The 12471-nt window shown below is 70.7% G+C and carries 14 protein-coding genes; 9 read left to right on the top strand and 5 right to left on the bottom strand.

Annotation, left to right across the window (positions count from 1 at the left end):
- The first annotated feature begins 76 nt into the window (after window positions 1–76).
- From AB0C28_RS38095 to secA2, 3 genes are all read left to right on the top strand, one after another.
- Window positions 77–895, top strand: coding sequence for an SAM-dependent methyltransferase (locus AB0C28_RS38095; protein ID WP_357848242.1), 819 nt, complete (start codon window positions 77–79; stop codon window positions 893–895).
- 239 nt (window positions 896–1134) lie between these two features.
- A complete protein-coding gene (locus AB0C28_RS38090) occupies window positions 1135–2007 on the top strand; it encodes an EamA family transporter (RefSeq protein WP_357848244.1) in 873 nt (290 codons plus the stop codon).
- A 231-nt stretch (window positions 2008–2238) separates the two neighbouring features.
- The gene (gene secA2, locus AB0C28_RS38085; protein WP_357848246.1) at window positions 2239–4362 is read left to right on the top strand and encodes an accessory Sec system translocase SecA2; all 2124 of its coding nucleotides are present in this window, start codon (window positions 2239–2241) and stop codon (window positions 4360–4362) included.
- Between the two features lie 4 nt (window positions 4363–4366).
- On the opposite strand, the gene AB0C28_RS38080 is transcribed toward secA2, so the two are convergent.
- Window positions 4367–4963: a nucleotidyltransferase gene (locus AB0C28_RS38080; RefSeq protein ID WP_346106161.1), complete on the bottom strand. Its 597-nt coding sequence runs from the start codon at window positions 4961–4963 to the stop codon at window positions 4367–4369.
- A 200-nt stretch (window positions 4964–5163) separates the two neighbouring features.
- Between AB0C28_RS38080 and AB0C28_RS38075 the strand changes: the two genes are divergently transcribed.
- A complete protein-coding gene (locus AB0C28_RS38075) occupies window positions 5164–5313 on the top strand; it encodes a GPGG-motif small membrane protein (protein WP_181308348.1) in 150 nt (49 codons plus the stop codon).
- A 170-nt stretch (window positions 5314–5483) separates the two neighbouring features.
- Here AB0C28_RS38075 and AB0C28_RS38070 read toward each other — a convergent pair whose 3' ends face one another.
- From AB0C28_RS38070 to AB0C28_RS38060, 3 genes are read right to left on the bottom strand one after another with little or no spacing between them, the layout of a single operon-like run.
- Window positions 5484–6239: a metallophosphoesterase gene (locus AB0C28_RS38070; protein ID WP_357848249.1), complete on the bottom strand. Its 756-nt coding sequence runs from the start codon at window positions 6237–6239 to the stop codon at window positions 5484–5486.
- A complete protein-coding gene (locus tag AB0C28_RS38065) occupies window positions 6223–6471 on the bottom strand; it encodes a BON domain-containing protein (protein ID WP_357848251.1) in 249 nt (82 codons plus the stop codon). Before AB0C28_RS38065 ends, AB0C28_RS38070 begins: the two co-directional genes overlap by 17 nt.
- 45 nt (window positions 6472–6516) lie before the next feature.
- Window positions 6517–7596, bottom strand: a complete 1080-nt coding sequence (locus AB0C28_RS38060; protein ID WP_358080335.1) for a DNA topoisomerase IB — start codon at window positions 7594–7596, stop codon at window positions 6517–6519.
- Between the two features lie 54 nt (window positions 7597–7650).
- Between AB0C28_RS38060 and AB0C28_RS38055 the strand changes: the two genes are divergently transcribed.
- The 3 genes from AB0C28_RS38055 to AB0C28_RS38045 all read left to right on the top strand — a co-directional run bounded on the left by AB0C28_RS38055 (window position 7651) and on the right by AB0C28_RS38045 (window position 10843).
- Entirely contained in the window at window positions 7651–7911 is a 261-nt protein-coding gene (locus AB0C28_RS38055) for a hypothetical protein (RefSeq protein WP_357848255.1), read from the top strand.
- Between the two features lie 7 nt (window positions 7912–7918).
- Complete coding sequence (locus AB0C28_RS38050; RefSeq protein ID WP_357848257.1) at window positions 7919–8932, top strand: SDR family oxidoreductase; 1014 nt, start codon at window positions 7919–7921, stop codon at window positions 8930–8932.
- 84 nt (window positions 8933–9016) lie between these two features.
- Window positions 9017–10843 (top strand): transketolase, encoded by a 1827-nt coding sequence (locus AB0C28_RS38045; protein WP_358080334.1) that lies wholly within the window; start codon window positions 9017–9019, stop codon window positions 10841–10843.
- Window positions 10844–11063: 220 nt separating this feature from the next.
- Here the strand turns inward: AB0C28_RS38045 and AB0C28_RS38040 are convergent, their stop codons facing one another.
- Window positions 11064–11342, bottom strand: coding sequence for a hypothetical protein (locus AB0C28_RS38040; protein WP_357848261.1), 279 nt, complete (start codon window positions 11340–11342; stop codon window positions 11064–11066).
- Window positions 11343–11416: 74 nt separating this feature from the next.
- Here AB0C28_RS38040 and AB0C28_RS38035 point away from each other — a divergent pair, with 74 nt between their 5' ends.
- Window positions 11417–11890 carry a shikimate kinase gene (locus AB0C28_RS38035; protein WP_358080333.1) on the top strand — a complete coding sequence of 158 codons (474 nt, stop codon included), beginning with the start codon at window positions 11417–11419 and terminating at the stop codon, window positions 11888–11890.
- Between the two features lie 12 nt (window positions 11891–11902).
- On the top strand, window positions 11903–12457 hold the full coding sequence (locus tag AB0C28_RS38030; protein ID WP_357848265.1) for a GNAT family protein: 555 nt from the start codon (window positions 11903–11905) through the stop codon (window positions 12455–12457).
- Window positions 12458–12471: the final 14 nt, after the last annotated feature.

Genomic DNA, 12471 nt, shown 5'->3' with positions numbered 1-12471 from the left:
CAACCGCCCGCCAGGCGGAGCGTGGGGCCCCCGGCTGCGGATACGATCCGCGTCACGGATGGCAGAAGGAGCCCGGATGAGTCTCAGCGGTGAGCAGCAGGAATGGGCCCCTCCAGGCGTGGATCCCGAGCGGCCCAGCGTGGCCCGTGTGCACGACGCTCTGCTGGGCGGCCAGGAGAACTTCGCCTCCGACCGCTCGGTGGCGCGCCGGCTCAAGGACGCGGTGCCCGAGGTCGTCGACCTCGTCTGGTGCAACCGGGCCTTCATCGGCCGGGTCGTCGACTTCCTCGTACGCGAGGCGGGCGTCAAGCAGATCATCGACCTCGGCGCCGGGCTGCCCACGGTCGAGAACACCCATGAGGTGGCCCAGTTCGCCGACCCGCAGGCGCGGGTGGTCTACGTGGACAACGACCCCATGGTGGAGCCGCACGCCCGCGCCATCCTCGGCGGCAACCCGAACGCCGACGCCATCACCGCCGACGCCCGCGACGCGGACGCCGTGCTCGGCCATCCGGCCGTGCGCCGGCTGATCGACCCGGAGCGGCCGACGGCGATCCTGATCATCGGCGTGCTGCACCTGTTCTCCGACGAGGAGCAGCCGCACGCCCTGGTCAGGCGGTACATGGACGCGCTGCCGCCGGGCAGCCACCTGGCCGCCTCCAACTTCCTGGCCTCGGACAATCCCAAGGCCAAGGCGCTGGAGATCATGCTCCAGGCGACCATGGGCACCGGGCACTTCCGCGACCGCGAGGCCGTCGAGCGCTTCTTCGACGGCCTGACGCTCGTGGAGCCCGGCGTGGTGCACTTCCCCGAGTGGCATCCCGACGACCGCCTCCCCGGCCCGCTCGCGCCCTGGGAGGAACTGCTGGTCGGCGGCGTGGCCCGCAAACCCTGAGGCACGGAACGCGCCGACCGCGCGGCACGCGACGCGTCAACCGTGCGGCACGAAATCGTGGCGCGGTCAGGCCCGCGTGGCCGCTACGCTGTGGCCCATGCCGCGACGTCTGATCTGCTCCCCTCCGCCCGCCCGCTAGCGGGCGGCTTATCCAGATATCGCCGGGTCTGACGGATCCGGGGGTGGTCGCTGCCCGCATACGGGCCCATTCCGACCACTCCATCCGGAGAACCCCTGTCATGACCCATGTCTCCGCCCGGCGGGGCGCCCTTTACGTGTCCGTGGCCGCGACCGCCTGGGGCACCGGCGGCGCCGCCGGCGTCCTGCTCTTCGAGACGGGCGGCCTCGGCCCCGTCGGCGTGTCGCTCTGGCGCTACCTGCTCGGCGCCGCCTTCCTGCTCGCCCTGGCCCGCCGGCGCCCTCGGGGCGGCCTGCTCACCTGGCGCGTCCTGGTCGTAGGCGCCGGGATGGCCGTCTACCAGACCGCGTACTTCGCCGCCATCGCCCACACCGGCGTCGCGCTGGCGACGGTGGTGACCATGGGCGCCACCCCGGTCTTCACCGCTCTGGGCAGCCGGTTCGTGCTGCGCGAGCACCTCGGCCGGGTCGCGCTCGCCGCCCTGGCCGTCGCGCTGGCCGGGCTGCTCCTGCTCACGGGCGAGAGCGTGCTGCAGGCCCGCGCGTCCTCCGTACTCGGCATCGCCTTCGCCCTGGGCTCGGCCGCCGGGTACGCGGGGGTGACGCTCTTCTCCCGCCGCCACCGCGACGACGACCCCCAGTCCGTGTCGATCGGCGGGTTCGTCGTCGGTGCCGTCTGCCTGGCGCCGTTCGCGCTGGCCGAAGGGGTGGTGCCCGAGCTGAACTGGACGTCGGCCTGGTTGCTGCTCTATCTGGGCGCGGTGCCGACCGCGCTGGCGTACGGGCTGTTCTTCCGCGCGCTGACCGCCCTGCGGGCCACCACCGTGTCGATCATCTCGCTCGGCGAGGCGGTGGGCGCGGCGCTGCTCGGGGTCGTGCTGTTCGGCGAGCGGCTCACGGCGCCGGCCTGGGCGGGCTGCCTCCTGCTGCTGGCCGCCGTCACCGTACTCGCCGCACGTGCCGATGCGGCGTGATGTGACGGCGCAGGCGGCCGGATGAGTTAAGGTCCGGTACGGCGACGCTTGCCGGACCGTCGCTCCGCTCCCCCTGACACGGCAAGGCCGGCGGAGGGCCGGCACAGGGCCGGCCGTGGGAACGGTGTCGGCGAAGCGCGCGTTGGAGGAAGTGTGGCCTCGTTCAAGGGAATACTGAGGAACCTTCTGGATCGGCCTGGAGGCGTTCCTCTGACGCCCTACCAGAAGGTCGTGAAGGCGGCGCACGCGCGCGCCGGCCGTGTCGCCGAGCTCGACGAGCTGCCGGCGCCCGGCATGGACGACCTGGCCGAGTTCTGCGCGGTCGCGCGCGAGGCCGCCGACCGCACTCTCGGCCTGCGCCCCTACGACGTGCAGTTGCTCGGCACGCTGGCCCTGCTCGACGGCAAGGTCGCCGAGATGGCCACCGGCGAGGGCAAGACCCTGTCGGGGGCCATGGCGGCGGCCGGCTACGCCTTGCAGGGCAAGCGGGTGCACGTCATCTCGGTCAACGACTACCTGGCCAGGCGTGACGCCGAGTGGATGGGCCCGTTCTACGAGGCGCTCGGCGTCAGCGTGGGCTGGATCGACCAGAACTCCACGCCCGAGGAACGGCGCGCCGCGTACGCGAAGGACGTGACGTACGGGCCGGTCAGCGAGATCGGGTTCGACGTGCTGCGCGACCGGCTGCGTACCGACGCGAGCGAGATCATCGTGCCCGCGCCCGAGGTGGCGCTGATCGACGAGGCCGACTCCGTGCTCGTGGACGAGGCCCGCGTGCCGCTGGTCATGGCGGGCGCGGCCGACCCGGGCAGCGCGGTGCCGGAGATGGCGGCGCTGGTGCGCCAGCTCGTCCGCGGCTACCACTACGAGATCGACGAGCAGGCCCGCAACGTCTACCTCACGCCCAAGGGCGCCGACAGCGTGGAAAACCTGCTCGGCGTCGAGCTCTACGACGAGCACGAGCCCGGCACGCTGATCGAGCTCAACCTGGCCCTGCACGCCCACGCGCTGCTGGCCCGCGACGTCGACTACATCGTGCGCGACGGCAAGGTGCAGCTGATCAACCCCTCGCGCGGCCGGGTGGCGCTGCTGCAGCGCTGGCCCAACGGCCTCCAGGCGGCCGTGGAGGCCAAGGAGGCGCTGCCGCCGAGCCAGAAGGGCGAGATCCTCGACTCGATCACCGTGCAGGGCCTGATCCGCCGTTACCCGCAGATCTGCGGCATGACGGGCACCGCCGTGGCCGTCAGCGAGCAGCTCGGCGAGTTCTACGGCCTCAAGGTCGCGGTGATCCCGCCCAACCGGCCGTGCGTACGCACCGACGAGCCCGACCGCGTCTACCCGACCGTGCCCGACAAGGACGCGGCGCTGGTCGAGGAGATCCAGTCCGTGCACGAGAGCGGCCGGCCCATCCTCATCGGCACCCTCGACGTGGCCGAGTCGGAAAACCTGGCCAAGCTGCTGCAGCGGCGCGGCCTGGAGCCGGTCGTGCTCAACGCCAAGAACGACGCGGAAGAGGCCGCGATCATCGCCAGGGCCGGCGAGCGCGACGCCATCACCGTCTCGACCCAGATGGCCGGGCGCGGCACCGACATCCGCCTCGGCGAGGGCGTGGCCGAGCTGGGCGGCCTCTACGTGATCGGCTCAGGCCGCCACGCCAGCAGCCGCCTGGACGACCAGCTGCGCGGGCGCGCGGGCCGCCAGGGCGACCCGGGCGGATCGGTCTTCTTCGTCAGCATGAAGGACGACCTGATCACCCAGTTCGTCCCCGACGAGCGCCCGCCCGCCGCCGACGCCGACGGCCTGGTCCGCCACCGGCGCGGCGCCTACCTCGTCGGCCACGCCCAGCGCGTCGCCGAGGGCGTCAACCTGGAGATCCACCGCAACACGTGGCGCTACACGCGCCTGCTTGAGCACCAGCGCGAGCTCATCCTGGAGTGGCGCGACAAGGTGCTCCACGGTGACTCCGCCGCCAAGGCGCTGGCCGAGGCCGATCCCAAGCGCTGGGAGGAGCTGCCCGAGCACACCAGGGACGAGACGGCCAGGCAGATCGTGCTGCACGCCATCGACCGCTGCTGGACCGAGCACCTGGCGTTCCTGACCGATCTGCGCGAGGGCATCCACCTGCGGGCGCTGGGCCGGATGAGCCCGATCGACGAGTTCCACCGCGAAGCCGTCAAGGAGTACAAGTCACTGCTCGCCGAGGTGGAGCGGCGTTCGCTGGAGTCGTTCGAGGCGCCGGAGCCCGATCTGGGGCGGCCGACGGCGACGTGGACCTACCTCGTCCAGGACAACCCGTTCGGCACGGAGTGGGACCGCATCCTCAAGCGCGTCACCGCGGCCACGCGGAGAGGCTGACCGTTCAGGGCCAGGTGGGGTCGCCGGAGGCGACCACCGGGCCGTCCAGCACGCCCAGCCGTTCCAGCAGGGTGATGAACGTGGTCGCGTACGGCGACTTGGCCGTCACGGCGGCCACCCGGGGCCAGTCGACCTGCTCGCGCAGCGCCCGCACCTGGGCCAGCAGCGCGCCGTAGTCGCAGGCGTGCTCCGACAGCGGCAGCAGCCACGAGATCACCAGGTCGGTGGCCTCCAGCACCGGCACGATCACCGCCGACGCCTTCAGCGGCTCGGCCCGGTCGAGCAGCTCGTCGGTGATCGGCAGGTCGGACACGCGGAAGATGAGATCCACCAGCCGGCCCTCGTCGTAGGCCTTGACCAGCCAGTCCTCCGGCGGCTTGGCCGTCTGGAAGCCCAGCCCGCGCAGCGCCTCCAGCGCGGCGGGCACGTCGTGCTCGGTCAGGACGAAGTCCACGTCGTGCAGCGAGGGCGCCGCCCCGCGCGCGTACGCCGCACAGCCGCCGGCCAGCGCGAACTTCACCCCGGCGTCCTTCATCCCGGAGCTGGCACGCTTGAGCGTGTCCAGGATGGCGTCGGTGACCGCGTGGCCGTGGCTGCTCATGTGACCGGGCTACCCAGACGGTCGTCACCTAGACGTTGGAGGGTAAAGCTTCCGGAGCACGATCGTCCGCTCCGCGGCTGCCTCGGCTCCGCAAACCCGACGAAGGCGACCGGCGGGTTGACGAACCGGCGAGAAGATCTTCTCCCCCTTGCCGGAAGAAAAGATGTTATGGGGTGAAACCTGAGGGCAGTTCGGTGCGCATGGCTACTTTGCTCTGGATCATCGCCGTCATTCTCGTCATCTCCGGGATCTACGTGATCCTGGCCCGGCGCGACCTGCTTTGGGGGATCGTCCTCATCGTCATCGGTTTCCTCGTCGGGCCTGGTGGGGTCAGCATCTTCAATGTCTAGGGGCGCCCGTCACCGGCCGCCCACCCGTTCCCGACCGCTGGGCCGATCCCCGAGAACGGTCCAGCGGTCACTCATGCACGCTGGCATGAAGCACCCAGCGAAAAGAACACAGAAAAAGCGCACAGGCTCCTCGTTTCCGAGGAGCCTGTGCGTTTCGGTGAGCCCGCCGTTCAGCCGCCCTCGGCGCCGAAGCCGTTCTCGCATTCGAGGCAGTAGACGGCATAGGCCCGGTTCAGCACCGGCAGCGCCACGTTGCGCACCCTGATGCCGCCCGGCGTCATGCCCTTCTCGCTGCCCTTGTGCGCGTGCCCGTGCAGGATCAGGTCGGCGCCCGCCGTGTCGACCGCCTCGGCCAGCAGGTAGCTGCCGAGGAAGGGGTAGATCTCGTGCGGCTCCCCTTCGAGGGTCTCCTTGGTCGGGGAGTAGTGGGAGAGCACCACCCGTTCGTCGGCCACGATCTCCTTGAGCGCCACCTTCCATCTCTCGGCGATCTGGCGCGTGTGGGAGACGAAGTCCTTGATCTCGCGCTCGCCGAACTCGCTGGCGCACTTGCCGGCGAACCCGCCGCCGAAGCCCTTCCCGCCGACCACGCCCAGCTTCTTGTCCCCGCACTGGATCACCACGCCCTCGTCGTCCAGGACGATGACGCCGGCGTCGCGCAGTTCGGCGGCGATCTCGTCCTGGAGGTCGGAGTGGTAGTCGTGGTTGCCGAGCACCGCGACGGTGGGGATCGGCAGGCCGCGCAGCTCGTCGGCCACCAACCGGCCCTCCTCCAGCGTGCCGTGCCTGGTCAGGTCGCCCGCCAGCATGAACACGTCCGCGCGGTCCTCGATGCCGTCGAGTTTCTTGCGATAGCGGCCTCTGACGTCTTCGCCCAGGTGGATGTCTCCCACCGCGGCGATGCGCAGGTCAGTCAAGATGTTCATCCTCCCCCGGCGCGGTCGCCTCCAGGACGTTGATCTCGTTGTGCACGTGGAGCTCGGGCGCGGCCTCGTGCGCCACCTGGCCGAGTCGTTCGCGCTGCTCCGTCCCGCTCACCTGACCGCGCAGGAACAGCTGGTCGCCTCGGATGTCGACGCGAATTCCGAGCTCGTGCGTCCGTCCGTCCTCGGCCAGCGCCTGCTGGACGCGGGCCGCGACGTACTGCGGAGCTTCCATCGCCAGCCTCCTTCTTCTGTCGCCGCATGCCCGGGTTTGAACCCCTCAAACGGCACGAATCAGCTCAATAGTTGCCCGTTCCACCCGGCCCGCCGTGGCAAGCTGCCCGAAGTCGGCGTCCGCGCCCAGCTCGGTCAGGGCCGCGGCGATGGTCCTGTCGCGGTCGTACGCGGCCACGACACGCGGGTCCACGTACGACGCCCTGGCCACGGTCGGCGTGTTGCCCAGGTACTCGGCGACCTCGCGCATCACCCGGGTCACCGCGCGCTGCTTGCCGGTGCGGCCACGGCTCCTGGCGGGCCGCGACACCGCCAGCCCGACGGCCGCGAGCACCGTGGCGTGCCAGGTGCGGAAGTCCTTCGCGGTGACCTCGTAGCCGATGATCTCGCGCAGGTACTCGTTGATGTCCTCGCTCCTGATGTCGCTCCAGCCGCCGGAGTGCCGGTAACGCAGCAGTTCGCCCCGTACGCCCAGGCCCTTGAGCGCCCTGAGCACCTTGCACGCCGCCGGGTCGGCCACCTCGACCTCGCGCGCGATGTCGCCCTTGGCCTGGTAGGAGCAGACGACGATGCCGTTGGAGCAGGTGATGTGCTCCATCCTCAGCGTGGCCAGCCCGTAGGTGTCGTAACTCTCCCCGCCGATGCGGAAGAAGCCGATGTCGAGCAGCCTGGCCGCGGCGGCCAGGACCCGCTGCCTGGTCAGCCCGCGTCCCTCAAGCTGGTCGTCCACGGCCTTCCTGAACGCGGGCAGCCGCTCGGCCACGTCCAGCACCCGATCGAACTTGACCCGGTCCTGCTGCTCGCGCCACACGTCGTGGTAGCGGTACTGCCGGCGTCCGGCCGCGTCCGTGCCCGCGGCCTGCAGATGGCCGTCGGGCGAGCCGCAGATCCACACGTCCTGCCAGGCCGGGGGGATGGCCAGCGCCTTGATCCGGGCCAGCGTGTCCGGGTCGCGCACCGGCTCGCCGTCGGGCCCGGCGTAGCCGAACCCCCTGCCGCGCCGCCTCCTGACGATCCCCGGCTCGTTCTGGTCGCTGGCGCGCAGCTCCGGCCCAGAGGACGGCCCAGAGGCCGACACAGTGGACGGCCCAGGGGCCGGTTGCGCGCGGGGATCACGATCAGGCACGGGAGGCGGCTACCCCGGACGTTAGGCGGCAAACGGTACGGGCAGGTGAGCCGCATGTCTGATAACGGAGAGTGGCACGAGCAGCGGGATCGGCGCGGTCATGCCATGGTGCCCGCCACGCCGCGGGACGTGGTGCACATCAGGGTGGGCTCGTTCCTCCTGGTCTTCCTGTTCGCGTTCACGGTGCTCGGCATCATCACCCGAGCCTGGGTGCTGGCGGGGATCGCCGTCGTGCTGGCGATCGCGACGGTGGTCGACATAACGCTCGCCGTGAAGCGGCAGAAGAACCGGGGCGACAACGGAGAGGCGGGCTGATCTCGACATGGCACCACTTCGAGGGCGGGTAGTGGTGGTGACGGGCGCGAGCGGCGGAGTAGGGCGCGCGGTCGTCCGCATGCTCGGCGCGCAGGGCGCGAAGGTGGCGCTGATCGCACGCGGCACCACGGGTCTCGGCGCCGCCGCGGTGGACGTCGGCGCGGAAGGGGGCACAGGTCAGGTCTACGAGGCCGACGTGGCGGACTACGAGCAGGTACGCCACGCCGCCGAGCGCATCGAGAAGGAGATGGGTCCCATCTCCGTATGGATCAACACCGCCTTCTCCTCCGTGTTCGCCAAATTCACCGACATATCACCAGACGAGTACGAACGCACCACCGCCGTCACCTACCTGGGCTACGTCTGGGGCACGAAGGCGGCCCTGGACATCATGGGCCCGCGCGACGCCGGCGCCATCGTCCAGGCGGGCTCGGCCCTGTCCTACCGGGGCATCCCGCTGCAGTCGGCGTACTGCGGCGCGAAACACGCGATCAAGGGCTTCACCGAGTCAGTGCGCACGGAGCTGCTGGGCGACGGCAGCGGCATCGACATCACGCTCGTCCAGCTCCCCGCGGTCAACACGCCCCAGTTCGACTGGGTCCTGTCGAAGCTGCGCCGCCATCCGCAGCCCGTACCCCCGATCTATCAGCCCGAGGTGGCGGCCAGGGCGATCGTGTACGCGGCCGAGCACCCGGAGCGCAAGGAGTACTGGGTCGGCGCCAGCACCGCGCTCACCCTGCTGGCGCAGCGCGCGGCCCCGGCGCTGGTGGACCGTTACCTGGCCTGGTCGGGCGCGCGGTCCCAGGTGACGGACGAGAAGGCGCCCACCGGCGTGTCCAACCTGTGGGAGCCCGCCGACGAGTCCACGGACTACGGCGCGCACGGCTCCTTCGACCACCGCTCCCACGGGCGCAGCCCCCAGCTCTGGCTCTCCCAGCACCGCCGGCCGGTCCTCCTGACGCTGGCCGCGGGAGCGGCCGCCGCCGTCGCCGCCACCGTGGTCCGGGGCAAGCGCTCATAGCGCCCTCCGGCATGCCCCCGCACCGCGCGTTCCCGGCACCGAGCGGGGGCAGGCGCCGCAGCAACCGCTTTCGAGGAGGCGATGATGCCTGAACGCGATCTCCAATACCTTGCCGAACTGGCAGCACAGCTACGCGTCGACTCCGTGCGAGCCGCCGCCGAGGCGGGGTCCGGCCACCCCACCTCGTCGATGTCCGCGGCCGACCTGATGGCGGTGCTGTTCGCCTGCCATTTGAGCTACGACTTCGACGACCCGGGCAATCCGGCCAACGACCAGCTGATCTTCTCCAAGGGGCACGCCTCTCCCCTGCTCTACTCGCTGTACAAGGCGGCGGGCGTGATCGACGATGAGGAACTGCTGTCGTTCCGGCGCAGGGGCAGCCGGTTGGAGGGGCATCCGACACCCCGGCTGCCCTGGGTGGACGTCGCCACCGGCTCGCTCGGGCAGGGCCTGCCCGTGGGCGTGGGCGTGGCGATGGCCGGGCGGCTGGAACGCATGCCGTACCACGTCTGGGTGCTCTGCGGTGACAGCGAGCTGGCCGAGGGCTCCGTCTGGGAGGCCGCGGAACACGCCGGGGCAGAAGGACTGGCCAATCTGACCGCCGTCGTGGACGTCAACCGGCTCGGGCAGCGCGGCCCCACCCGGCACGGGTGGGACACCGGCGCGTACGCGCGCAGGTTCACGGCGTTCGGCTGGCACACGATCGAGATCGACGGGCACGACCCTGGACAGATCGACTACGCGCTGAACGACGCCCGCAACACGCGCCGGCGGCCGACCGTGATCCTGGCCAAGACCCGCAAGGGCGAAGGCGTCCTGGAGGTGGAGAACCGCGAGGGCGCCCACGGCAAGGCACTGAAGGACCCCGACAAGGCGGTGGCCGAGCTCGGCGGCGTCAGGAACGTGCACGTCGAGGTGCGCAAGCCCGAGCCGGGCGCGACGCCGTACCGGTTCGCGGCCAGCGGGATGCAGGTGCCCGCCTACGCCGTCGGGGACCAGGTCAGCACGCGCACCGCGTACGGGGAGGCGCTGAAGGCGCTCGGCGCGGCCAGGGGCGACGTCGTGGCGCTGGACGGCGAGGTGGCCGACTCCACCAAGACCCAGACGTTCGCCGATGAGTTTCCCGAGCGGTTCTTCGAGATGTACATCGCCGAGCAGCTGCTCGTGGCGGCCGCCGTCGGGATGCAGGTGCGCGGGTGGAAGCCGTACGCGGCCACGTTCGCGGCGTTCCTCACCAGAGCGCACGACTTCATCAGGATGGCCGGGGTGAGCGGGGCCTCCATCCGGCTGGTCGGCTCGCACGCCGGGGTGGCGATCGGCGAGGACGGCCCTTCGCAGATGGGCCTCGAAGACCTGGCCATGCTGCGCACCACGTACGGGAGCACCGTGCTCTACCCGTGCGACGCCAACCAGACGGCCGCGCTGCTCTCCGAGATGGCCGACCTCGACGGCGTCTCCTACCTGCGTACGACGCGCGGCGACACGCCGGTGATCTACGAGCCGGGCGAGCGCTTCCCCGTGGGCGGGTCACGGGTGCTGCGGCAGAACCCCGGCGACCGGGCCACCATCGTGGCGGCCGGCGTGACCGTGCACGAGGCTCTGGCCGCGGCCGACGAGCTGCGGGCGAGCGACATCCCGGTCGGCGTCATCGACCTGTACTCGATCAAGCCCGTGGACGCGGCGGCGCTCATCCAGGCGGCGACCACCACCGGCAACCTGATCACGGTCGAGGACCACCGGGCCGAGGGCGGGCTCGGCGACGCGGTCTCGGACGCGGTGAGCGAGCTGGGGCCGCGGGTGGTGAAGCTGGCCGTGACCGATCTGCCCGGCTCCGCGACCCCTCGGGAACAGCTCGCCGACGCCGGCATCGACCGCACCGCGATCGTCGCGGCGGTCAAACGGCTGCTGTGACGACGGCGCGGTGACGAGTTCCGTCTCCGAGAGGGCGGGCGCTGTGGCCAGGACCGGCGGAACAGGCGACGACACGACAGAGGGCCGGTGGTCTCCCGACCACCGGCCCTCTTCGCGTCGAGACCTCGGGCGTGCTCAGCGGGACTTCGCCGTGGCCTTCCTGTCGGCCTTCTGGATGGGGGCCACCGCCTCCGGCTCGGTCATCTGTTGGTCTCAACTCCTACAGGGGCGGTTCGTGGTGGCGGCGCTCCTCGTACACCGTGGTTCTGCGGGCCTCGGGCTCCTCGTAGATCTCCTGGCGGTGCACCGGCTCCTCGATCGGGCCGACCGCTCGCCGGGTGACGCGGATCCGGTAGATGCCGAACAGCAGTCCGACGATGCCGCCGAGCATGAGGATGACACCCACTACGTTGATGTCGAGACCGGCGAGGTCGAACTCGACGGCCCAGGTGAGGATCGCACCGAGCATGATGAGGATGATGCTTCCGGCGATGGTCATCAGATTTACCTCCTTGACACGAAGGAACCTCTATCCACATGGCGAAAAACAAACCCGTCGTAATGATCGGGCTGATGGGATCAGGCAAGACGACCTCAGGACGCCTGGTCGCCGCGGCCCTCGGCCTGCCGTTCACCGACAGCGACCAGTACCTCCAGGACCGCTACGGCGCCACGTCCGCGCCGATAGCCGTCAGGGAGGGCAAGGAGACGCTGCACCGCTACGAGGCCGAGCACGTGCTGGAAGGGCTGGCGGGTGAGCCGCAGGTGATCGCGGCGGCGGCGAGCACGCTGGAGAACCCCGAGGTGCGTGCGGCGATGGGCCGGGCGTTCGTGGTCTGGGTCGACGCGAAGGACGACGTGCTTGCGCAGCGGATGCGCACGAGCGATCACCGTCCCGACTACGACCCGGCCACCATGCGGGCCCGGCGCGAGCACTACTTCCATGAGGTGGCGGACCTGATCTGCGACGTCGGCGTGCTCAGCCCCGAGCAGGTGCGCGACGAGGTGCTGCGGCAAATGGGTTTGCCCGACGGCGATCACACCTGATAGCCAAAGGGGATGTTCGCTGAGAAACCCACGCTGAAGGGCGAGCGCGTGACGCTGTGCCCGATCGGCCTCGAACACCTCGACGCCCTCGTCGAGCTCGTCTCCGACCCCGAGGTGGGCCGGCTGACGGGCTCGCACGGCACGTTCGAGGTGGATCGGCTGCGCGCCTGGTACGCCACGCGCGGCGAGCAGGCCGACCGGCTCGACCTGGCGATCGTGGCGGACGACGAGGTCGTGGGCGAGATCGTGCTCAACGAGCTCGACGCCCACAACTTGTCCTGCAACCTGCGCATCGCGCTGGTCGGCCCGCGTGCCTTCGGCAAGGGGTACGGCACCGAGGCGATCGAGCTGCTGCTGGCCCACGCGTTCACCGCGACGCCGATCCACCGGATCAGCCTCGGCGTCTACACCTTCAACGACCGCGCCCGCCACGTCTACAAGAAGATCGGCTTCGTCGAGGAGGGCGTCGAGCGCGACGCCCTGCTCTGGGACGGCGAGTGGCACGACGCCGTGCTCATGTCCATCCTCCGGCCTGAGTGGCAGTCAAGATCCGGAAGCCTGGCATAATGATCATGACTCAT

Origin of the sequence: Nonomuraea sp. NPDC048892 (genome assembly GCF_040649735.1) — a bacterium.
In the GTDB taxonomy this organism is placed as follows: Bacteria; Actinomycetota; Actinomycetes; order Streptosporangiales; family Streptosporangiaceae; genus Nonomuraea; species Nonomuraea maheshkhaliensis.
This window is presented reverse-complemented; position numbering and strand designations above follow the sequence as displayed.